This window comes from Luteimonas huabeiensis HB2 (assembly GCF_000559025.1).
Taxonomy (GTDB): domain Bacteria; phylum Pseudomonadota; class Gammaproteobacteria; order Xanthomonadales; family Xanthomonadaceae; genus Luteimonas; species Luteimonas huabeiensis.
Window position 1 is genome coordinate 1 of the sequence record NZ_JAAN01000004.1, and the last position, 21,875, is coordinate 21,875.

Here is a 21,875-nt window from a genome sequence, read left to right on the forward strand (position 1 = left end):
ACGACATGCACCCGCTTGCGGAAGAAGCGACGGCATGGTCCCGCTTGCGGGAGAAAGTGAGAACAAGATTCTCCCGCCAGCGGGAGAAGGAACAATGGGGCCCGCGCGCGGGAGCAGGGACAGTTTCGACGCTGCAGGTCGAATGTCGATTCGCCCTAGGCGTGCGCTATGCCGCGCCGCCGGAGACCTGCGCGATCCAGTCCTGCAGGTTGTAGTAGTTGGTGACCCGCGCGATGCGCCCGTCGCGCAGCTCGAAGAAGGCGCCGCCCGGCAGCACGTAGCGCTGCCCGTTCGCCTCGGGCAGGCCGGCATCGGTGCTGCGGTACTCGCCGTGCACCACGTACTCGGCCGCCGCGCGGGTGCCGTCGGCCGAGGCGATCGCGACGATGTCGCGCAGCTGCTCGGCGTAGTGCGCGTCCATCCGCGCCATGAAGGCGGCGAACGCGGCGCGTCCGCGCTCGCGCGCGCCCTGGTTGAGATCGTGGACCACGTCGTCGGCCAGCAGCGCCAGCATGGCGTCGCGGTCGCTGCGGTTGAAGGCGGCGTAGTAGGCGGTCACCAGCGCGATCGCGCGGTCCTGGGGGGCAGCTTCGGGGCTCATCTGTCGCGCTCGCGTCCGGGATCAGGGCAGCGCATGGCTGCCGGTCAGTTGCGACCAGTGGTCGCGGTGGAAGAAGTAGACCTCACGGGCGAGGAAGCGCCAGCTGGCGTTCCAGGTGCGGAAGCGGGTGGTCGGCGTCGCCGAGCCGACCGCCTCGATGCCCTCCTGCCTGGCCAGCCGCAGCGCGCGCGCCATGTGCAGCGGGTCGCTGACTAGGATCGCGCGCCGCAGCCCGTGCTCGCGCATGAGCTTGTGCGCCTCGTGCAGGTTCTCGCGCGTGGTCCGCGAGGCGCTCTCGATCAGGATCGCCTCCGCGGGCACGCCGTTGCGCAGCGCGTAGCGGCGCGCGACCTGGGATTCGGAGAAGCGCGCCCCGGCGCCGCCGTAGCCGCCGGTGAAGATCAGCCGCGGTGCCAGCCCGCGTGCGTGCAGGTCCATGCCATGGCGGATGCGTTCCTCGAACACCGGCGACGGCCGCGCGTCGTAGGCGGCGGCGCCGAGCACGATGATGGCATCGGCCGGCGCCGCGTCGTCGCGGCCGCCGACCCACAGGATGTAGCCGGCCACGCCCGCCAGCCACAGCAGCCCCAGCGCCAGCAGCCGCAGCGTCCAGCGCAGCAACCGTCGGGGCCTGCGCCGGTTCACGGCCAGCGCCCGTCCGGGACCAGCGCCGGCACGTCGGCATTGCCGCCGCTGAGGATCGCGCCCACCCGCAGGCCGGCGAAGCGCTCGGGCGCGGCGAGCACCGCGGCCAAGGCGATCGCGGAGGACGGTTCCACCAGCTGCTTCATGCGCTGCCAGATCAGCCGCATCGCCGCCAGCGTGGCCGCGTCGTCGACGACGATCGACTCGGCGCCGGCGCGCTGCAGGATCTCGAAGTTGGGCGCGCCCAGCAGCGTGCGCAGGCCGTCGCAGACGGTGTCGGGCGACTGCGCCTGCACCCGCACGCCGCTGCGCAGGCTGCGCGCGGCGTCGTCCGCGCCGGCGGGTTCGGCCAGCACCAGGCGCGTGCCGGGGGCGAGCCCGGCGAGCGCCAGCGCGGTGCCGGCGGCCAGGCCGCCGCCGCCGACCGGCACCACCACCGCGTCCAGCGGCCCGGCCGCGGCGAGCAGCTCGAGCGCCGCCGTGCCCTGGCCGGCCATCACCCGCGGATCCCGATAGGCATGCACCAGGGTGGCGCCGCTGCGGCGCTGCAGGGCTTCGCAGGCGGCCTCGCGCGCGGCCAGCGTCGGTTCGCAGCGATGCAGCGCGGCGCCGTAGCCGGCGATCGCCGCCAGCTTGGCCGGCACCGCGTCGGTCGGCGCGACCACGTGGCAGGCGATGCCGCGGCTGGCCGCGGCCAGAGCCAGCGCGGCGCCGTGGTTGCCGGAGGAGTGCGTGACCACCCCGCGCGCGGCCTCGGCCCCGGTCAGCGACCACACCGTGTTGCAGGCGCCGCGGAACTTGAACGCGCCGGTGCGCTGCAGGTGCTCGGCCTTGAAGTGCAGCGTGCAGCCGGCCAGCGCGTCGATCGCGCGGGAGCGCAGCACGGGCGTGGCGTGCGCGTGCGGGGCGATGCGCGCCGCCGCGTCGAGCACGTCGTCGAAGGTGGGCAAGGCGGGCGCGGCACGATGCATCGCACCAAGCCTACCGAAGCCGCCCCGGATCGGCCATGCGCGGCGCCCGCTGTACCGCGGTTCGCCGCGGCGCGCGGGATCGGGCAGGATTAAGCACGGATTCAATGGCCCGCCGGGAAGCTGGGGGCCGATCAGACAGGGGCGGTCATCATGAAACTGCGCGTTCTGGCCCTCGGTGCCGCCGCCCTCGCCGCGGCCTTGCTGAGCGGCTGCGTCAGCTACGGCTACCGTGGCGGCAGCGGCGACTACTACTACGGCCGCGGCGGCGGCAGCGCCTATCCCGGCTACTACGGCACGCCCTACGGCAGCGTCGGCTACAGCCGCTACGGCGGCTGGTGGGGCGGCGCCGGCTATCGCTACGGCTACGGCCATCCCTACTACTACGGCCGTCCCGGCTATGGGTATTACCCGCCGCGCTACTACTACCCGCGGCCGCATCCGCCCGGGCACGGCCACCCGCCGCAGCGCCCGCCGCAGGGCGGATCGAACCGGCCGCCGTGGCGCGATCTCGGCAACGCCGTCCAGCGCGTCGAGCATCGCGAACGCCCGCAGCGGCTCACCTCGCCGCCGCCGGTCGGTGCGCCGCGCCCGCAGGGCGCGCGTCCGCAGTCGGCGCCGTGGCGCGGCGGCGGGCAGACTGCGGCCCCGCGCCCGGCCGGCCCGCCGGCCGCGCGCCCGGTGCGCTCGCCCACCCGCCCGATGGCGCCGCGGGCGGTCGAACGGCCGGTCCGGGTGCCGAATGGAGACCGGGTTCGCAATGTCGAACGATAAAAACGCCGGCGGGGGCTTGCGCTGACGTCGGGGCCGACGCAAGCTAGACGCAACTGACGGCCAGCGTCGTATTGCGACCTTCAGCGAACGTTTTCTGAGTCGATTCCCGGTGGGGGACTTCCGGATCCCCCCTGTTCCGCTCCCGCCGGGAATCGGCGCCCTTTCGGTCCAGGCCGCGATGCGGCGTTGCGGCAGGACATGCCGGAGCGTTCGCGGCCTCGGCCTCGCCGATGGCCTGCTGGTGCGGTCGTCGAATGGCGAAGCGCGAAAAAAGGGGCCGGATGTCCCCCGACATCCGGCCCCTTCGCTTCCCCGGTTTGCGCTCGGCTGGCCCTGTTCCACTCCAGCCACGCCCCCTCGGCGTTGCCGCGCCGGGTGCACGTGATCCGTTCGCAGGAAGCGTGCCAACCCGTCGCCGATGCGACAATCGCCGCCCCTCCGATGCCGGCCCGCCCGCATGCGCGACGCTTTCCATCGCTACGACGTGATCGTGATCGGCGGCGGCCACGCCGGCACCGAGGCCGCGCTGGCGGCCGCGCGCGCCGGCGCGCGCACGCTGCTGCTGACCCACAACCTCGAGACCGTGGGCGCGATGAGCTGCAACCCGGCCATCGGCGGCATCGGCAAGGGCCACCTGGTGCGCGAGATCGACGCGATGGGCGGGATCATGGCCCGGGCGGCCGACGCGGCCGGCATCCAGTGGCGCCGCCTCAACGCCTCCAAGGGCCCGGCCGTGCGCGCCACCCGCTGCCAGGCCGACCGCGGCCTGTACCGCGCGTTCGTGCGCCGGGCGGTGGAGGCCCAGCCGGGCCTGGCCGTGTTCCAGGCCGCGGTGGACGACCTGGTCATCGAGGGCGATGCCGTGCGCGGCGCGATCACCCAGACCGGGCTGCGCTTCGAGGCGCCCGCGGTGGTGCTGACCGCCGGCACCTTCCTCGCCGGGCGCATCCACGTCGGCGAGACCCAGTACGCCGGCGGTCGCGCCGGCGACCCGCCGGCCACCACCCTGGCCGCGCGCCTGCGCGAGCGGCCGTTCGCGGTCGGCCGGCTCAAGACCGGCACCCCGCCGCGCATCGACGGCCGCAGCCTGGACTACGCGGCGATGCAGCCGCAGCCGGGCGACGACCCGCGCCCGGTGTTCTCCTTCATGGGCAGCCGCGGCGACCACCCGCGGCAGGTGCCGTGCTGGATCACCCACACCACCGCGCGCACCCACGACATCATCCGCGCCGCGCTGCACCGCTCGCCGCTGTATTCCGGGCAGATCGAGGGCACCGGGCCGCGCTACTGCCCTTCGATCGAGGACAAGGTGGTGCGCTTCGCCGACAAGCCCAGCCACCAGATCTTCGTCGAGCCCGAGGGCCTGGACGTGGCCGAGATCTACCCCAACGGCATCTCCACCTCGCTGCCGTTCGACGTGCAGCTCGACCTGGTGCGCTCGATCGCCGGCTTCGAGCGCGCGCACATCACCCGGCCCGGCTACGCCATCGAATACGACTACTTCGACCCGCGCGGGCTCAAGCCCACGCTGGAGACCCGGCAGGTGGCCGGGCTGTACTTCGCCGGCCAGATCAACGGCACCACCGGCTACGAGGAGGCCGCGGCGCAGGGCCTGGTGGCCGGCATCAACGCCGCGCGCGCGGTGCGCGGGCTGGCGGGCTGGTCGCCGCGCCGCGACCAGGCCTACATCGGCGTGCTGATCGACGACCTGATCACCCACGGCACCGCCGAGCCCTACCGCATGTTCACCAGCCGCGCGGAGTACCGCCTGCAGCTGCGCGAGGACAACGCCGACCTGCGGCTGACCCCGGTCGGGCGCGAACTCGGGCTGGTCGACGACGCGCGCTGGGCCCGGTTCGAGGCCAAGCGCGAGGCCATCGAGCGCGAGACCGCGCGCCTGCGCGGCCTGTGGGTCTCGCCCGGCAACGCCGCCGGCCGCGAGGCGGTGGCGCGGCTGGGCATCGAGCTCAAGCGCGAGGCCAGCGCGCTGGACCTGCTGCGCCGGCCCGAACTGGACTACGCCGCGCTGGTCTCGGTGCCCGCGCTGGCACCGGCCGCGCCGGTCCCGGCCGAGGTCGCCGAGCAGGTCGAGATCGAGACCGCCTACGCCGGCTACCTGGAGCGGCAGCGCGCCGAGATCGAGCGCCAGCAGCGCCACGAGGGCACCGCGGTGCCGGCCGACTTCGACTACGCCCAGGTGCGCGGGCTGTCGGCGGAAGTGCGGCAGAAGCTGGAGACCGTGCGGCCGCTCACCGTCGGCCAGGCGCAGCGCATCCCCGGCATGACCCCGGCGGCGATCTCCCTGCTGCTGGTGCACCTGGAGCGCGCCCGCCGCGGCCGCGCGGCCTGAGCGGCGACGGCCTGGCGAACGCCGGCGTGCCGCGAGCGGGGCGCCGGGTATCGCGCTCACGCCCGCTCGCAAGGCCCCGCCGCCGGCGGACGCCACCGCGGCGTCGCGGCTTTCAATCCCCTTGCAGCCAATTTTCCCGGCCGTGGCGGACACGCAGGATCATGAGGTCGCCGTCTTCGTCGGCCCGGTAAAGCACGATGCGCGATTCGACCGGATGCATGCGCACCGCAGGCGTGATCTCGGTGCGTTCGCGTCCTGCTTTGGAATCGTCCGCAAGAAACCCGGACGTTCTGTCACTTCGCGTGCGCCGTCGCTGGCCGCGTCGCGAGCCCGGCCGTCCGTGCGCCGCCGCGACCGTGCGCCGGCAGGCCGAACAGCGGCCGCAGCCAGGGCGTGCGGCGGATCGCCAGTTCGTACAGCAGGGCGCAGCCGGCCACGGTGATCGCCAGTACCAGCAGCGGTTCCCAGAGCGGGCCCAGGCCCAGCGGGATCAGCCAGTACGCGGCCAGCACGATCAGGCTCTGGTGCAGGACGTACCAGGGGTAGACGGCCTCGCTGGCGTAGGCCAGGCCGGGCCATGGTCGGTTCAGCGCGTGCGCGCCCCAGGCCAGCAGCGACAGCAGCGCGGCCCACCCGTAGACGGCCTGCGTCACGACCGACACCAGGTCCCACCCCGATTCGGGCATCAGCGCAAGGAAGGGCGCGGCCGAAAGGACCCCGGCATCGATCAGGCGCCCGATCGCGCGCAACCCCAGGTGGACGCCGGCCGCGATCGAGGCGACCGCGAGCAGCGGCCAGCGCCGCGCGCGCAGCGCATCCCACATCGCGGCGCTGTCGGCGATCAGCACGCCGAACGCGAAGGCCGCGAAGTAGCGGGCGTGGTTGAACCAGTCGTCGGTCAGGGCATGCGTCGAGGGAAAGCGCGGGGCGAGCACGAGCAGGGCGAACAGGTACCAGGCCGGCGGCAGCAGCCACAGCAGCCAGCGCCCGCGCGCGGTCAGCCGGTCGCGCAGCCGGGCGCCGCCCAGCCTGCGCAGCAGCGGCAGCGCCGCCAGCACCAGCATCGTGTAGGCCCACAGGTAGGGCAGGTACCACAGGTGGTTCCAGGTGAGGCCGTACTCGGCGCCGGTGAAGGTGCCGGCCGGCCAGGGGCGGAACTGCAGATAGCGCAGCAGGAAGGCGCCGAAGCCGGCGTCGTAGGTGCCGAGCATCCGCGCCTCGCACCAGGCCTGCACCGGCACGATGGCGACGATGCCGAAGGCCAGCGGCAGCAGCAGGCGCCAGCTCCGCCGTGCGGCGAGCCGATCCGGCGCGCGCCGGGCCAGCACCAGGCCCAGCGCCAGGCCGGAGATCAGGAACAGCAGCGACATCCGCCAGCGGTTGACCAGCACCATCGGCCACTCGACCCAGGGCAGCAGGGTCGGGCTCTTGATGTGGAAGCCCCAGTCGACCACGTAGACCATGCCGACGTGGTAGAGGATCAGCAGGCCGAAGGCGATGACGCGCAGGGCGTCGATGTCGTGGCGTCGGGGCATGGGGGCGCGGCGAGCGGTGGGACGGCCATCCTCGGGCCGTCCGCCGCGCCGCGATGCGGTGCGGGGACGAGGCGATCCGCCGCGGGGACGAGCGGTGGGCCGGGATGACGGCGCGGCTGCCTACAATGCGGCGATGTCCGCGAGCCCACCTGCCGCGCCTTCCGCGGCCGAGCGCTTCCTGTCCGTCCGCCGCCCGTTCGAGGTCGGCTACTGGCTGGTCACCTGCCTGCTGTCGGCGGTGGGCAACAGCGCCACGGCGTGGATGGACGTGCAGCGCGCCGGCCTGGATTACGCGCGCTGGGAGGTCGTGGCCTGGGAGACCAGCAGCGCGGTCGCGCTGCTGGCGCTGGTGCCGGCCGTGGCGTGGTTCACCGCGCGCTGGCCGGTGCACTTGGACAACTGGGTCCGGCGGCTGCCGCTCTACGCGCTGGCGAGCGTGGCCTGGTCGCTGTCGCACGTGGGCCTGATGGTGGGCATGCGCGCGCTGGTCTACCGGCTGCACGGCCTGGAGTACGCGTTCGGCAACGACTATCTCTACGAGTACCTCAAGGACGCGCGCACCTTCCTCGGCATCGTGGTGCTGATGCACGGCTACCGGATCCTGGTCCGGCGCCTGCAGGGCGAGGCCTCGCTGCTGTCGGCGCCCGACGACGCGCCGCCGCTGGAGCCGGTGGAGCGGCCGGAGCGCTTCCTGGTGCGCAAGCTCGGCCGCGAGTTCCTGGTCGCCGCCGCGGACATCGAATGGGTGCAGGCCGCCGGCAACTACGCCAACCTGCACGTGCGCAACAAGGTCTACCCGTTGCGCAGCACGCTGTCCGACCTGCAGGCGCGGCTGGACCCGGCGCGCTTCGTGCGCGTGCACCGCAGCCACCTGGTGAACCTGTCGGCGATCGCCTCGATCGAGCCGCTCGACAGCGGCGATGCCCGCATCCACCTGCACGACGGCACCGTGGTGCCGTGCAGCCGACGCTACCGAGAGCCGCTGCGCGCGCTGGCCGGTTGAGTCGTGGCTGGCACCGCGACCCGCGCTCGGGCAGGCTGGCGCCCATGAACGCATCGACCGATCCATCGACCGACGCTGCGCGCGGGCGCAGCGAGCAGGGCGTGCTGCGGGCGTCGATCGCCGCCACCGCCGTGGTCGCCGCGCTGGGCATCGTGTTCGGCCTGCTGTCGGGCTCGTTCGCCATCGTCTTCGACGGCGTGTATTCGCTGGTCGATGGGGTCATGACCCTGGTCGCGCTGCTGGTGTCGAACCTGATCGCCACCTCCACCGCCACCGATGGGGTCAGGCGGCGGCTGGTGGAGCGCTTCACGATGGGCTTCTGGCACCTGGAACCCATGGTCCTCGGGGCCAACGGCCTGTTGCTGACCGGCGCGGCGGTGTACGCCTTCCTCAACGCGGTGGACGCGTTCCTCACCGGCGGGCGCGTGCTGCATTTCGACCAGGCCATCGTCTACGCCGCGGTCACCCTGTTGATCTGCCTGGGCATGGGCGTGTTCGGCCTGCGCGCCAACCGCCGCCTGCGCTCGGACTTCGTGGCGCTCGATGCCAAGGCGTGGTTCATGTCGGCGGCGATCACCGCGGCGCTGCTGGTCGCGTTCGTCCTCGGCCTGGCCGTGCAGGGCACCGCGTGGGCATGGATCTCGCCCTACATCGATCCGACCGTGCTGGCGCTGGTGTGCCTGGCGATCATCCCGATGCCGCTGGGCACGATCCGCCGCGCGCTGGCCGACATCCTGCTGGTGACGCCGCCGGACCTGAAGGCGCAGGTGGACGCGGTGGCGCGGGAGATCGTCGCCCGGTACGGGTTCCTCGACTACCGCGCCTACGTGGCCCGGGTCGGACGCGGGCGGCAGATCGAGCTCGCCTTCATCGTCCCGCCGGGCGGCGCGCCGCAGCCGGTCGAGTACTGGGACCGGCTGCGCGACGAGATCGGCGACCTCATCGGCGGCGACACCCCCGACCGCTGGCTGACCATCGTCTTCACCGCCGATCCCGAGTGGGCCGACTGACGCCGCGCGCGCCACGTCCCGGCAGGCCCTTAGACTGGTGCGCCCTGCAAAGAACGGTACGCACGCCATGAAGGCCATCCGTCTCGCCGCCCCCGGCGGCCTGTCCAACCTCGCCCTCGCCGAGCTGCCCGATCCCGGCGCGCCCGGGCCGGGGCAGATCCGGGTGCGGTTGCACGCCAGTTCGCTCAACTACCACGATCTGGCGGTCGCCCTGGGCATGATCCCGACCGCCGACGGGCGCATCCCGATGTCCGACGGCGCCGGCGTGGTCGAGGCCGTGGGCGAGGGGGTGGAGGACTTCGCCGTGGGCGACGCCGTGGTGTCCACGTTCTTCCCGCACTGGCTCGACGGCCCGCCCGCGGTCGGCGATTTCGCCACCGTGCCCGGCGATGGCGTGGACGGCTACGCGCGCGAGATCGTGCTGGCGCCCGCGCAGGCGTTCACCCGCGCGCCGAAGGGCTACAGCCACGCGCAGGCGGCCACCCTCACCACCGCCGGGCTGACCGCCTGGCGCGCGCTGGTGGTCGAGGGCGCGCTCAAGGCCGGCGACACGGTGCTGGTGCAGGGCACCGGCGGGGTGTCCATCTTCGCCCTGCAGTTCGCCAAGGCGATGGGGGCGCGGGTGATCGCGACCTCGTCGTCGGACGAGAAGCTCGAACGCGTGCGCGCGCTGGGCGCCGACCACACCCTCAACTACCGGCGCGAGCCGGAATGGGCGCGCGCGGTGCTCGATCTCACCGGCGGCCGCGGCGTGGACCACGTGATCGAGGTCGGCGGGCCGGCGACGCTGCCGCAGACCATCCGCGCCTGCCGGATCGGCGGCCACATCGCGCTGATCGGCATCCTGACCGGCATGGAAGGGCCGATCCCCACCGTCGAGTTGATGTCCAGGCAGCAGCGCCTGACCGGCCTGATCGTGGGCAGCCGCGCCCATCAGCGCGACATGGTCGCGGCCATCGAGGCCACCGGCATCGCGCCGGTGATCGACCGCAGCTTCGCCCTGGAAGCGATCGCCGAGGCGTTCGCCCTGCAGCAGGCCGGCGCCCACTTCGGCAAGATCGTGCTGGCGTTCTGATCCGGGTGCGCGCTGCCGGCGCGCCGCGCGTCCGCCCGGGCCGCATGCGGGCGCTCCCCGCCGCGCGACCCGGATCAGTCCGGCACGCCGAGGACCCGGCCGGTGGCCGCGACCGCGGCGTCCACCCGGGCCTGCGCGCGCTGCCGGTCGATCCGGCGGCCGAGGATGACCGTCTCGATGATCAGGTGCGACAGCAGCATGTCGAACAGCATTTCCGCCAGCATGTCCAGCGGCACCGGGCACGCCGGCGGCAGTCGCCCGGCCGCGCGCAGGCGTTCGAGCAGGTCGGCGATCAGCCGGTGCCAGACCCGCGGGCCGTGGGTGTGCCAGGCCTCGCCCACGCCGGGTACCCGGGAGCCGGCCACGACCAGCCGGTAGAACTCCACGTGGCGCGGCGAGCCGACCACCTCGACCAGTTCCATCAGGATCGCGCGCAGCCCGTCGGCGAATGGCGCCTGGCCGATGTCGATGTCCTGCAGCCGGGCCAGGAACTCGTCGCACAGATGGCCCACGCAGGCGGCGAACAGCGCCTGCTTGTGGCCGAAGTGCCGGTACAGGGTCGCCTTCGAGCCGCCGGCCGCGGCCACGATGGCGTCCATGGACGTGCCTTCGTAGCCGTTGGCCAGGAACTGCGCGCAGGCGATGTCGAGCAGTTGCCGGCGCCGCGATCCGCCGCGCGCCGGCGATGGCGGGCGGGCGGGCGCCATCAGTCGGCGGCGGCGCCGGGCAGCGCGTAGGCGACGATGGCGTCGCCGCGGTCGGGCGACTGGCGCGCGCCGCCGGCGGCGATCACCACGTACTGCCGGCCGGTCTTCGGCGACACGTAGGTCATCGGCGTGGCCTGGGCGCCGACCGGCAAGCGGGCCTTCCAGAGCTCGTCGCCGGTGTCGATGTCCAGCGCGCGCAGGTAGTAATCCTGGGTGCCGGCGTAGAACACCAGCCCGCCGGCGGTGATCACGCCGCCGCCCAGCGTCGGCATGCCGACCTCGGCCGGGAAGCCCGGGCGGATGCCGTTGAGCTTGACGTCGCGCACCGAGCCGGCCGGGCGCTGCCAGGCCAGTTCCCGCCGGACCAGATCGACGCCGGCGAACACGCCCCACGGCGGCGCGTGGCAGGGCACGCCCAGCGGCGAGTTGAAGGCCTTGTGGTCGATCACGAACGGGGTGCCCTCCATCGGGTAGGTGCTGCCGACGCCGTGGCCGGAGGTCAGCGAGGCCACGTCCACGGTCTCGCGGCGGATCAGGGTGACCACCTGGGGCATGCGGATGTCGTTGAGGAACAGCATGCCGGTGCGCTCGTCGATCGCCGCGCTGCCCCAGTTGAAGCCGCCATAGTAGCCCGGGTAGATCAGGGTCGGCTGTTCGCTCGGGGCGGTGAATTCGCCCTGGTAGTTGAGTTTCCTGAAGGCGATGCGGCAGTACAGCTGGTCGAAGAACGTCGCCCCCCACATGTCCTGTTCGGTCAGCGGATCGGCGCCCAGCGCCGGCAGGCCGGTCGAATACGGCTGGGTCGGCGCCACCCAGTCGCCCTCGGCGGCGCCCTGCGGCACCGGGCGCTCCTCGACCTCGGCCAGCGGCGTGCCGTCGCGGCGGTCGAGCAGGAAGATCTGGCCGCGCTTGGTCAGCTGCACCAGCGCCGGCACGGTGCCGCCGCTGCCGTCGGGCAGGTCGATGAGCGCCGGCTGCGCCGGCACGTCGTAGTCCCAGATGTCGTGGTGCACGGTCTGGAAGGTCCAGCGCTCGCGGCCGGTGCGGATGTCGAGCGCGACGACCGAGCTGGAGTACTTCTCGGTCAGGTCCGGGCGTGCGCCGCCCCAGAAATCCGGCTGCTGGTTGCCGGTGGGCAGGTAGACCAGGCCCAGCGCCTCGTCGAAGGCCGGCGTGGACCACACGTTCGGGGTCGAGCGGGTGTAGAACGCGCCTTCCGGCGGCAGCTTGGTGATGTCCGGGTTGCCGAGGTCCCAGGCCCAGATCAGCTCGCCGCTGTCGGCGCTGAACGCGCGGACCACGCCCGAGGGCTCGTCGGTGGAGCGGCCGTCGAAGGTCCAGCCGCCCAGGATGATCAGGTTGCGCACCACCGTCGGCGCCGAGGTCAGGTAGTACCAGTACACATCGGGCTTGATGTCGCCCAGCCCGACCGACAGGTCCACCTGGCCGTTGTCGCCGAAGTCGGTGCACGGTTCACCGGTGGCGGCGTCGAGCTGGATCAGGCGGGCGTCGATCGTGGTCAGCACGATGCGCGCCGCGCAGGACTGCGGCGTCGCCGCGGCGGCATCCACCGCATCGGCGCCAGCGCCGGCGACGTGACGGGCGCGCCATTCGGCGTCCTCGTCGAACGGGTAGGGCGCGGCCACTTCGTCAGGGGCGTAGTAGCCCAGGCCGCGGCAGCGGTTCCAGGTGCGGGTCTCGGCCGGCTTCGCGTCGAAGCGCCAGACCTCCTCGCCGGTGTCCACGTCCAGCGCGAACACCTTGTTCTCGGGCGTGCAGGTGTAGAGCAGGTTGCCGACCTGCAGCGGCGTGTTCTGCTGCTCCGAGGCGCCCTCGGCGAATTCGCCGGTGCGGAAGGTCCAGGCCACCTGCAGATCGCCGACGTTGTCGCGGTCGATCTGGGCGAGGTCGGCGTAGCGGGTGCCGGCGGGCGAATTGCCGTAGTGCTGCCAGCGCGACGGATCGGCGGTGACCCGGGCGCCGGCCATCGGCGCGGGCGGCTGGTCGTTGCGGACCACGCCGTGCGGCTGGGTCATCGACCACAGGGCGAACACCCCGAACGCGGCGAGCACGCCGGCCAGGCTCCAGCTCGCGGCCTTGCCGCGGCCGCCGGTCAGGCAGGGCTGCAGCAGCGCGCCGACCATCGCCAGCACCACGAACGGCGCCAGCCGCGGCACCAGCGGCCAGAACGCGGCCCCCACTTCCCACAGCGACCAGGCGACGGTGGCCACGGCGATGGCGGCCAGCAGCCAGCCCGCGGCCGGGCGGCGGCGCACGTACAGCGCGCCGGCGGCCACCAGGCCGATGCCGGCCAGCAGGTAGTACCAGGAACCGCCGAGGACGGCCAGGTACAGCCCGCCACCGGCGAGCGCGAGGCCGATCAGGGCCAGGACCGCGCCGAACGCGCGCAGGGCCCAGCCGGACGAGGCGCCCTCGGGCGCCGGATCGAGTGCGTTCATGTCGTGCACCTATGCAGGAGGAGGCCGGCGTGGCGGGCCCGGAGGGGCGCTGGCGAGGCGGGCCGAAGGGTCGGTACTGTACTGTACAGTACAGGTGTCGGCGCGGCCGCGCCAGTGCCGCCAGCCGCGCGATGCGAAAGGCCGCCGTGGGGGATCCCAGGGCCGCATCGCTGCGGTGGTGCGCAGGACCGCGACGCTACGCCCGCGCCCGCCGCCGCGGACGTGGCGGCGGGGCGGCGCCGGGCCTGCGCGTCGGCCGTGCCGGACCGCGCCGGCTCAGCGGTCGGCGCCGCGCCCCGGCCAGGAATAGATCAGCAGCAACAGGCCGACGATGATGCCAAGCGCGGCGCCCGACAGCAGGAAGGGGTCCACGTACCAGGCCTCGGCCAGCCGGAACTCACCGGCGCTGATGCGCTTCCAGTGGTTGAAGTGCTGCATGGCCGCCACGACCGCGCCGAGCGTCGCCAGCACCGCGGCCAGCCAGCGCACCAGCCAGTGGCGCAGGTCGGGCAGCAGCATCAGCAGGCCGAGCAGGCCGATCGTCGAGCGCTGCACGCGGCAGTAGGGGCAGGTGTAGACCGCGCCCGACAGATCCAGCGCCCAGGTGGCGATGGCGATCAGGATCGCCAGCACGGCGATGCCGCGAACGTGGCGGTGCAGGGTGTTCAGGGTGGGCATGGCGGGCTCCGTCGGATCGGGGTGGAAGGCGCGGCGGGACCGGGGCGCTGCGCCCGGTCCGGCCGCGGGCGGCGGCTACTTCTGCCTGGCGCGGGCGAAGGCCTCGGCGAGCGCGTTGTTGGCCGGCGGTGCGCTCGGGCGCGGCGCGCCGCCCGGCCGGCCACGGCCGTCGCGCGGCCCGCGACCCGCCTCGCGCCCGGAGCCGCGTCCCTCGCCCCGCCCGTCGCGGGCCTCGGGCGCGGGCGCGTCCTCCAGGCGCCGGGTCAGGGCGATGCGCTTGCGCGCCACGTCCACCTCCAGCACCTTCACCTTGACGATGTCGCCGGCCTTGACCACCTCGCGCGGGTCCTTGACGTAGCGGTCGGCCAGCGCGGAGATGTGGATCAGCCCGTCCTGGTGCACGCCGATGTCGACGAACGCGCCGAACGCGGCGACGTTGCTGACCACGCCTTCGAGCACCATGCCCGGCCGGAGGTCCTTGATGTCCTCCACCCCGTCGGCGAAGCGCGCGGCCTTGAACTCGGGGCGCGGGTCGCGGCCGGGCTTCTCCAGCTCCTTGAGGATGTCGCGCACGGTCGGCTCGCCGAAGCGCTCGTCGGTGAACTGGGAGGGCTTGAGCGTGCGCACGAAGGCGCTGTCGCCGATCAGCGCCCGGATCGGCCGGCCGGTGGCCTGGACGATGCGCTCCACCACCGGGTAGGCCTCGGGGTGCACCGCCGAGGCGTCCAGCGGCTCGTCGCCGTCGCCGATGCGCAGGAAGCCGGCGCACTGCTCGAAGGTCTTCTCGCCCAGCCGCGGCACCTTCAGCAGGTCCTTGCGGCGCTTGAACGGCCCCTGGGCGTCGCGGTGGGCGACGATGTTCTCGGCGACCCCGGCCGAGACGCCGGCCACCCGCGCCAGCAGCGCGCTGGAGGCGGTGTTGACGTGCACGCCCACCGCGTTCACGCAGTCCTCCACCCGGGCGTCCAGCGCGCGCGCCAGCTTGTACTGGTCCACGTCGTGCTGGTACTGGCCCACGCCGATGGCCTTGGGCTCGATCTTGACCAGCTCGGCCAGCGGGTCCTGCAGGCGCCGGGCGATCGACACCGCGCCCCGCAGCGAGACGTCCAGGGCCGGGAATTCCTTCGCCGCCAGTTCGGATGCCGAGTACACCGAGGCGCCGGCCTCGCTGACTACGATCTTCTGCATCTTCAGTTCCGGCGCGAGCTTCAGCAGTTCGCCGGCCAGGCGGTCGGTCTCGCGGCTGGCGGTGCCGTTGCCGATCGCGATCAGCTGCACGCCGTGGGCGATGCAGAGCTTCTTCAGCACGGCCAGCGAGGCGTCCCACTGCCGGCGCGGCTCGTGCGGGTAGATCGTATCGGTGGCCACCAGCTTGCCGGTGGCGTCCACCACCGCCACCTTGACCCCGGTGCGCAGGCCCGGGTCGAGGCCGAGCACCGCCTTCGGCCCGGCCGGCGCGGCCAGCAGCAGGTCCTTGAGGTTGTCGCCGAACACCGCGATCGCCTCCGCCTCGGCTTTCTCGCGGGCCTGGTTGAACAGGTCGATCAGCAGGTGCAGGTGCAGCTTGGCGCGCCAGGTCAGCCGGCAGGCGTTGCGCAGCCAGGCATCGGCCGGGCGGCCGCGGTCGTGGACGCCCGCGTGCAGGGCGATCTTCGATTCCGCCAGCGCATGGCCGGCCTCGGCATCGGCGCCGGGGTCGAGGTCGAGCTGCAGGCATTCCTCGCGCCGGCCGCGGAACAGCGCCAGCAGACGGTGCGAGGGGATCTTCGCCAGCGGCTCGGCGTGGTCGAAGTAATCGCGGAACTTCTCCCCGGCCGCTTCCTTGCCCTCGACCACCTTCGAGCGGATCACCCCGCAGCCCTCCAGCCAGCCGCGCAGCTCGCCGAGCAGGGCGGCATCCTCGCTCCAGCGCTCCATCAGGATCGCGCGCGCGCCTTCCAGCGCCGCCTTGGCATCGGCCACGCCCTTGTCGGCATCGACGAAGGCCGCGGCCGCGGCCTCGGGCACCTGCGAGGGGTCGGCCAGCAGGCTGTCGGCCAGCGGCTCCAGCCCGGCCTCGCGGGCGATCTGCGCGCGGGTGCGCCGCTTCGGCTTGTACGGCAGGTACAGGTCCTCCAGCCGCGCCTTGCTGTCGGCGGCCTCGATCTCGCCGCGCAGGGCATCGGTCAGCTTGCCCTGTTCCTCGATGCTGGCCAGGATCGCGGCGCGGCGGTCCTCCAGCTCGCGCAGGTAGGTCAGGCGCACTTCCAGCGTGCGCAGCTGGGTGTCGTCGAGCCCGCCGGTGACCTCCTTGCGGTAGCGGGCGATGAACGGCACCGTCGCGCCTTCGTCGAGCAGGCCCACGGCGGCCTGCACCTGGGCGGACTGGGCGCCGATCTCCTCGGCGATGGTCTGGGCGATCTTGCGCGCGAGCGCGGGAGCGGAAGGCGGCATCGGGAACTTCGCGGGCGGCGCGGGGCCGGGGGCCGGCGATTGTGGCAACGCATGCGGCGGGGCGGAACCCGTTGACAGCCGGCCGCTTCGCCCGACGGCCGTGCCGCTTCAGCCGCGACCGGGCTCGGCGGCGGTATCTTGGTGCCCCCCCGAGACCGCCCGGAGCCGCCGATGCGCCGCACGCTCGCCGCCGTCCTGCCGTTCCTCCTCGCCGCCTGCGCCAGCGCGCCGCGTCCCGCCTCCCCGCCGCCCGCCGCGGACGCCGCCGCCGCGCCGGCGCCGGGCCTGGCCGCCGTCGGTACCGCGCAGGAGGCGGTGGCGGCGCTGGCCTCCGCCTCCGGCAGCCTGGTCAGCGGGCGGGTGACGCTGGTGCCGGCCGAGGGCGGGGTGCGCGTGCGCGGCGAGATCGGCGGGCTGGTACGCAACGGCGCCCACGGCCTGCAGGTGCACGAGCGCGGCGACTGCAGCGCCGCCGACGCCAGCAGCGCAGGTCGCTACTTCGACCCGGCCGCCGGCGCGGAGCAGCGCGGCGTGGCGGCAGGCGGCAACCGCGACCGCATCGTCGCCGACGCCGAGGGCGTGGCCCGGGTCGATCTGCTGATCCCCGGCGCGGTGCTGGGCGGCGGCGCGGCGAACGACATCGCCGGGCGCGCGCTGGTGGTCATGGGCGCCACCCCGGGCGCGTTCGGTGCGCGCGTGGCCTGCGGACCGATCCGGGCGACGCGCTGACGGCGGTGAAACGCATTCTGGGGTATAGCTACGCGTCCCATCCTTTGCCGGAGCCCCTCATGCGCAAGACCTTGCTGATCGCCCCGCTGCTCGCGGCCCTGGCCGCCTGTTCGCAGTCCGAGCCGGAGGCGCCGGCCAGCGCCGATCCCGCGGCGCAGCCGCCGGCCGCGCCCGACAGCGCGCCGCTGGCGCCCACGCCGACCGACCCCGCCGCGGCGGCGGACGCCGGGCGCACCGCCAGCGCCACCCTGGCGCCCACCGAGGGCAACGAGGTCCGCGGCACGCTGCAGTTCGAGGCGGTCGACGGCGGCATCCGCATCACCGGCGAGATCACCGGCCTGCCCGGCGCCGGCGAGCACGGCTTCCACGTCCACGAGACCGGCGACTGCAGCGCGCCCGACGCCAGCAGCGCCGGCGGCCACTTCAATCCCGCCTCCAGCGCGCATGGCCGCGTCGGGCACGGCGAGCACCACGCCGGCGACAGCGACAACATCGTCGCCACCGCGGCCGGCATCGCCGTGGTCGACCGCCGCCTGGAGGGCGCCACCCTGGGCGACGGTGCTGCGACCGACATCGTCGGCAAGGGCGTGATCGTGCACGCCAAGCCCGACGACTACACCACCCAGCCCACCGGCGACGCCGGCGGCCGCCTGGCCTGCGGCGTCATCGAAGCGGGCGCCTGACGCCGGCCCCGGCCCGCGGCGCGATCTGCTTTTTCCCTTCCCACGCCTGCGGGGGGCACCTTGTTTTTTCCTTCCCCCGCAAGCGGGGAGCACCTTGTTTTTTCCTTCCCCCGCAAGCGGGGGAAGGTGCCGAAGGCGGATGGGGGCGCACGCCGCAGGCGTGCGAACGTGCCCTCATCCGGCGCTGCGGCTTGCGGGAGAAGGGACAGCATGGGCCCGCTTGCGGGAGCAGGGACGGCTCCGGCGCTGCGGGTCGGCTGTCGATACGTCCTATCGCACCGCGGCGTGCGGATCGACGTCCTGCGGGCAGTGGTCGAAGCTCACCGCCACGCCGTGCGCACGCAGGACCGCGTCGAACTGCCGCTGCCGCGCCTCGAAGTGCGCGTGCGCGCGCAGCAGCCGCGCCTCGTCGCGTTCGTCGCCGGCGTAGCGCTCGCGCCAGGCCGCCGGCGAGAACAGCGCGATGTGCGCCATGCCGCCGGCATAGCGCACCAGCGGCTCGGGCGGCGCGTCCAGCCAGGCTTCGCCCTGCGGCGACAGCAGCGCGGTCTCCAGCACCGGCCACAGCGGTGCGAGGCCCGCGTGTTCGTACTGCATCGCGGTCATCGCCAGCAGGTCGTGCAGGGTCAGGTAGCGCGCGTGCTCGATCGCCAGCCCGAACGCGTCCTGCGCGTGCAGCGCGGTGCCGGCGCCGGCCATGCCGCGCTCCATCAGTTCGCGCTCGAAGCGCGCGCCCACCGCGGCGGCGACCTCCGCCTCGCCCGACAGCACCAGCGGCAGCAGGCGCAGCGGGCCGCCGGCATAGTCGGCCGACGGCGCCAGCGCGCCGGGCAGGCGACCTTCGTGGGTGCCGAAGGCGATGATGCGGCCGCCCGCCTCGCCGGGCGCGCGCGCGGCCAGATGGTCCAGCTCGTGGTGCAGCGGCCAGCCCGGGCGCAGCAGCTCGACCGGGTCGTAATGCGCGCCGACCACCACCAGATCCAGCTGCGCGGCCTCGCCGTCGAAGCCGGCGAGGTCGCCGGCGATGCGCTCGGCCAGCGCGCCCGCCTCGCGCTGCGGCAGCGCGTCGCGGCCGCGGGCGGCATCGGCCGAAAGCTCGAGCGCGAGCGCGCCGAGCACGGACGTGGAGGGATTCAGCGCGGAGTCCGTCATCGTGATTGGCCGTCCACAGACGGCAGCGTTAAACTCGACCGCATTATGCCCGTCATGCGCGACGGGTTTTTCCGCGAGGTGATCCGATGCCGTCAGGTCGTCCCGTCGCCGTACTGGGTGGCGTCCGCATTCCCTTCTGTCGGCAGAACACCGCCTATGCGGACGTGGGCAACCTCGGCATGTCGGTGCGGACCCTCGGCGCCCTGGTCGAGAAGTTCGGCCTGCACGGGCAGCAGCTCGGCGAGGTCGCGATGGGCGCGGTCATCAAGCACTCCAGCGACTGGAACCTCGGCCGCGAGGCGGCGCTGTCGTCGGGGCTGTCGCCGCTGACGCCGGGCATCACCCTGCAGCGCGCCTGCGGCACGTCGCTGGATTCGCTCATCGTGGTCGGCAACAAGATCGCCGCCGGGCAGATCGAGGCCGGCATCGGCGGCGGCTCCGACACCACCTCCGACGTGCCGATCGTCTACGGCCGCGCGCTGCGCCGGCGCCTGCTGGCGGCCAACGCGGCCAGGACGACCAAGGAGAAGCTGGCCGCGTTCAAGGGCTTCCGCCTGCGCGAGCTCAAGCCCGACTTCCCCGGCGTGGCCGAGCCGCGCACCGGCAAGTCGATGGGCGAGCACTGCGAGGACATGGCCAAGGAATGGAACATCTCGCGCGATTCGCAGGACGAGCTGGCGGTGGCCTCGCACCACAAGCTGGCCGCCGCCTACGAGCGCGGCTTCTTCGACGACCTGGTGGTGAGCTTCCGCGGGGTCAAGCGCGACAACATCCTGCGCCCGGACACCTCGATCGAGAAGCTGGCCACGCTCAAGCCCGCCTTCGACCGCAGCTCCGGCCGCGGCACGCTCACCGCCGGCAACTCCACCCCGCTGACCGACGGCGCCTCGGCCTGCCTGCTGGCCAGTGAGGACTGGGCGCGCGCGCACGGGCACGCGCCGCTGTGCTGGCTGCGCGACGCGCAGGTGGCGGCGGTGGACTTCGTCCACGGCGAGGGCCTGCTGATGGCGCCGACGGTGGCGGTGGCCGAGCTGCTGCGCCGCAACCGCCTCACCCTGCAGGACTTCGACGTCTACGAGATCCACGAGGCCTTCGCCGCCCAGGTGCTGTGCACCCTGCGCGCCTGGGAGAGCGAGGACTACTGCCGCAACCGGCTCGGCCTGGACGCGCCGCTGGGCCGCATCGACCCGGCGAAGATCAACCCGCTGGGCTCGTCGCTGGCCACCGGCCACCCGTTCGCGGCGACCGGCGCGCGCATCGTCGCCACCGCCGCCAAGCACCTGGCCGAGCGCGGCGGCGGCCGCACCCTGATCTCGATCTGCACCGCCGGCGGCATGGGCGTGGTGGCGATCCTGGAGCGCTGAGGCTTCTCCCCCACCGCACCGCCGGTGCCCGCACGCCCGCGATCGCTGCGCCCGGGTGTGCTGCGCCCGACCTTGCCGCCGCGCCGTGCGCGGTGGTACGGTCGGCCCGCCATACGCATTCGTACTGATCGTCCTTGGGAGGGGCCGGCATGACGAGGATCTGGCGTGCGTTGCTGCTGTGGGCGGGCCTGTGCGTCGTGTCGGCGTCAGCCGCGGCGGCCGGGTCCGGTGTCCGCCACGAGCGGATCCCGGGCTGGGACGGGACCGAGCTCGGCGCGGTGGTCATGGTGCCGGAGGGGCAGGGCCCGGGGCCCTTCCCGCTGGTGGTGATGCCGGCGAGCTGGGGGCTGCCGAGCCTGGAGTACGTGGGACGCGGCCGCCTGCTGGCCGCGCGCGGCTACGTGGTGGTCAGCTACACCTCGCGCGGGTTCTGGGATTCCGGCGGCGAGATCGACATCGCCGGTGCGGCCACCGTCGAGGACGTCAGCGCGGTCATCGACTGGGCGCTGGCGAACACGCCGGCTGACCCGGCGCGGATCGGCGCGTCGGGCATCTCCTACGGCGCCGGCACCAGCCTGCTGGCGGCCGCGCGCGATCCGCGCATCCGCGCCGTGGCCGCGCTCAGCGGCTGGGCCGACCTGGAGGCGTCGCTGTACGCCAACCGCACCTTCAGCGTGCAGGGCGGCCAGCTGCTGGTGCTCGCCGGTGCGCTCACCGGGCGGCCCGGCCCCGAACTGGCCGCGGCGACCCGGCATATCCTCGGCGGTCGCTACGACGAGGCGGTGCAGGGCCTGCTGCCGGGCATCCCGCAGCGCAGCCCCGCCAGCGAGCTGGCCGCGCTCAACGCCAGCCGCCCGGCGATCCTGCTGGGCAACGCCTTCAACGACAGCCTGTTCCCGCCAGGGCAGGCGGTCGATTTCTTCCGCGCGCTGGCCGGGCCCAAGCAACTGCTGCTGGTCCACGGCGACCACGCGACGACCGAGCTGCCCGGCGCGCTGGGCTTGCCCAACACCATCTACGATGCGGTCGAGCGCTGGTTCGACCGCCACCTGCGCGGCGCCGCCGTCGAGACGGGGCCGGCGGTACGGCTGCGTTCGCAGACCGGCGCGTGGGCGGAGTTCGCGGACTGGGACGAGGTCGAGGCGGGCGAGGTGGCCTATCACCTGTCGCGTCCGGCGGGCCTGTGGCCGACGGGCGCGTTGCGGCCGGCCCCTGCGGGCGCGTGGTCGCACCGCATCCTGACCGGGGTGCCGACGCTGGCGCATTCCGGCGTGGTCCTGGTCAGCGGCTTCCTGCAGGGCCTGCAGCTGCCGCCGACCGCGTGGATCCCGGGCATCGGCCGCAGGGCGGCGGCGGTCTGGGAAGGGCCGGTGGAATGGCGCCCGCGCCGGCTGGTGGGCATGCCGCGGTTGCGGCTGACCGCCACGCCCGAGCAGGCGCAGACCACGCTGTACGCCTACCTCTACAGCGTCGACGTGCTGGGCAACGGCGAACTGATCGCGCACAAGCCCTACAGCCTGCGCGACGCCGAACCCGGGCAACCGCAGCGGATCGAGCTGCGGCTGGAGGCCACCCACTGGGAACTGCGGCCGGGCCGGCGCCTGGTGCTGGTGGTCGATACCGTCGATCCACGCTACGCCGGCGTCAGCCCGTTGGCGGGCGGACTTTCGCTGGCCTCGCCGGCGACGCTGTGGGTGCCCTTGCGGTAA

The 21,875-nt window shown here is 73.8% G+C and carries 18 protein-coding genes and 1 pseudogene; 9 read left to right on the top strand and 10 right to left on the bottom strand.

Annotation, left to right across the window (positions count from 1 at the left end):
* Positions 1–166: 166 nt before the first annotated feature.
* The 3 genes from Z164_RS0100450 to Z164_RS0100460 are packed head-to-tail and all read right to left on the bottom strand — an operon-like array spanning position 167 to position 2,217.
* Positions 167–601 (bottom strand): ketosteroid isomerase-related protein, encoded by a 435-nt coding sequence (locus Z164_RS0100450; protein ID WP_024888784.1) that lies wholly within the window; start codon positions 599–601, stop codon positions 167–169.
* Between the two features lie 21 nt (positions 602–622).
* Entirely contained in the window at positions 623–1,252 is a 630-nt protein-coding gene (locus tag Z164_RS0100455; RefSeq protein ID WP_043688847.1) for a YdcF family protein, read from the bottom strand.
* Complete coding sequence (locus tag Z164_RS0100460; RefSeq protein WP_024888786.1) at positions 1,243–2,217, bottom strand: pyridoxal-phosphate dependent enzyme; 975 nt, start codon at positions 2,215–2,217, stop codon at positions 1,243–1,245. Before Z164_RS0100460 ends, Z164_RS0100455 begins: the two co-directional genes overlap by 10 nt.
* 150 nt (positions 2,218–2,367) lie before the next feature.
* Here Z164_RS0100460 and Z164_RS23605 point away from each other — a divergent pair, with 150 nt between their 5' ends.
* Positions 2,368–2,988: a hypothetical protein gene (locus Z164_RS23605; RefSeq protein WP_024888787.1), complete on the top strand. Its 621-nt coding sequence runs from the start codon at positions 2,368–2,370 to the stop codon at positions 2,986–2,988.
* Positions 2,989–3,445: 457 nt separating this feature from the next.
* The gene (gene mnmG, locus Z164_RS0100470) at positions 3,446–5,338 is read left to right on the top strand and encodes a tRNA uridine-5-carboxymethylaminomethyl(34) synthesis enzyme MnmG (RefSeq protein WP_024888788.1); all 1,893 of its coding nucleotides are present in this window, start codon (positions 3,446–3,448) and stop codon (positions 5,336–5,338) included.
* 112 nt (positions 5,339–5,450) lie between these two features.
* On the opposite strand, the pseudogene Z164_RS21605 reads toward mnmG, so the two are convergent.
* Positions 5,451–5,603 (bottom strand): annotated as a pseudogene (locus Z164_RS21605) (type II toxin-antitoxin system RelE/ParE family toxin); the annotation flags it as partial.
* A gap of 28 nt (positions 5,604–5,631) precedes the next feature.
* On the bottom strand, positions 5,632–6,873 hold the full coding sequence (locus Z164_RS0100480; protein ID WP_024888789.1) for an acyltransferase family protein: 1,242 nt from the start codon (positions 6,871–6,873) through the stop codon (positions 5,632–5,634).
* A 133-nt stretch (positions 6,874–7,006) separates the two neighbouring features.
* Here Z164_RS0100480 and Z164_RS0100485 point away from each other — a divergent pair, with 133 nt between their 5' ends.
* The 3 genes from Z164_RS0100485 (at position 7,007) to Z164_RS0100495 (ending at position 9,961) form a co-directional block, all read left to right on the top strand.
* Entirely contained in the window at positions 7,007–7,876 is an 870-nt protein-coding gene (locus Z164_RS0100485; RefSeq protein ID WP_024888790.1) for a LytTR family DNA-binding domain-containing protein, read from the top strand.
* Positions 7,877–7,920: 44 nt separating this feature from the next.
* Positions 7,921–8,886 carry a cation diffusion facilitator family transporter gene (locus Z164_RS0100490; RefSeq protein WP_024888791.1) on the top strand — a complete coding sequence of 322 codons (966 nt, stop codon included), beginning with the start codon at positions 7,921–7,923 and terminating at the stop codon, positions 8,884–8,886.
* Between the two features lie 67 nt (positions 8,887–8,953).
* On the top strand, positions 8,954–9,961 hold the full coding sequence (locus tag Z164_RS0100495) for a zinc-dependent alcohol dehydrogenase family protein (protein WP_024888792.1): 1,008 nt from the start codon (positions 8,954–8,956) through the stop codon (positions 9,959–9,961).
* A gap of 74 nt (positions 9,962–10,035) precedes the next feature.
* Here the strand turns inward: Z164_RS0100495 and Z164_RS19650 are convergent, their stop codons facing one another.
* From Z164_RS19650 to Z164_RS0100515, 4 genes are all read right to left on the bottom strand, one after another.
* Positions 10,036–10,668 (bottom strand): TetR/AcrR family transcriptional regulator, encoded by a 633-nt coding sequence (locus tag Z164_RS19650; RefSeq protein ID WP_024888793.1) that lies wholly within the window; start codon positions 10,666–10,668, stop codon positions 10,036–10,038.
* Positions 10,668–13,127: a membrane-bound PQQ-dependent dehydrogenase, glucose/quinate/shikimate family gene (locus Z164_RS0100505; protein ID WP_024888794.1), complete on the bottom strand. Its 2,460-nt coding sequence runs from the start codon at positions 13,125–13,127 to the stop codon at positions 10,668–10,670. Before Z164_RS0100505 ends, Z164_RS19650 begins: the two co-directional genes overlap by 1 nt.
* Positions 13,128–13,403: 276 nt before the next feature.
* Positions 13,404–13,805, bottom strand: coding sequence for a hypothetical protein (locus Z164_RS0100510; RefSeq protein WP_024888795.1), 402 nt, complete (start codon positions 13,803–13,805; stop codon positions 13,404–13,406).
* A 75-nt stretch (positions 13,806–13,880) separates the two neighbouring features.
* On the bottom strand, positions 13,881–16,238 hold the full coding sequence (locus Z164_RS0100515) for a Tex family protein (protein ID WP_024888796.1): 2,358 nt from the start codon (positions 16,236–16,238) through the stop codon (positions 13,881–13,883).
* 171 nt (positions 16,239–16,409) lie between these two features.
* Between Z164_RS0100515 and Z164_RS0100520 the strand changes: the two genes are divergently transcribed.
* Positions 16,410–16,967: a superoxide dismutase family protein gene (locus tag Z164_RS0100520; RefSeq protein WP_024888797.1), complete on the top strand. Its 558-nt coding sequence runs from the start codon at positions 16,410–16,412 to the stop codon at positions 16,965–16,967.
* A gap of 59 nt (positions 16,968–17,026) precedes the next feature.
* Positions 17,027–17,650: a superoxide dismutase family protein gene (locus tag Z164_RS0100525; protein ID WP_024888798.1), complete on the top strand. Its 624-nt coding sequence runs from the start codon at positions 17,027–17,029 to the stop codon at positions 17,648–17,650.
* A 270-nt stretch (positions 17,651–17,920) separates the two neighbouring features.
* On the opposite strand, the gene Z164_RS0100530 is transcribed toward Z164_RS0100525, so the two are convergent.
* The gene (locus Z164_RS0100530) at positions 17,921–18,802 is read right to left on the bottom strand and encodes a hypothetical protein (RefSeq protein WP_024888799.1); all 882 of its coding nucleotides are present in this window, start codon (positions 18,800–18,802) and stop codon (positions 17,921–17,923) included.
* An 86-nt stretch (positions 18,803–18,888) separates the two neighbouring features.
* Between Z164_RS0100530 and Z164_RS0100535 the strand changes: the two genes are divergently transcribed.
* Both Z164_RS0100535 and Z164_RS0100540 read left to right on the top strand, forming a co-directional pair.
* The gene (locus Z164_RS0100535; protein ID WP_024888800.1) at positions 18,889–20,166 is read left to right on the top strand and encodes an acetyl-CoA C-acetyltransferase; all 1,278 of its coding nucleotides are present in this window, start codon (positions 18,889–18,891) and stop codon (positions 20,164–20,166) included.
* A 149-nt stretch (positions 20,167–20,315) separates the two neighbouring features.
* Entirely contained in the window at positions 20,316–21,875 is a 1,560-nt protein-coding gene (locus tag Z164_RS0100540; RefSeq protein WP_024888801.1) for a CocE/NonD family hydrolase, read from the top strand.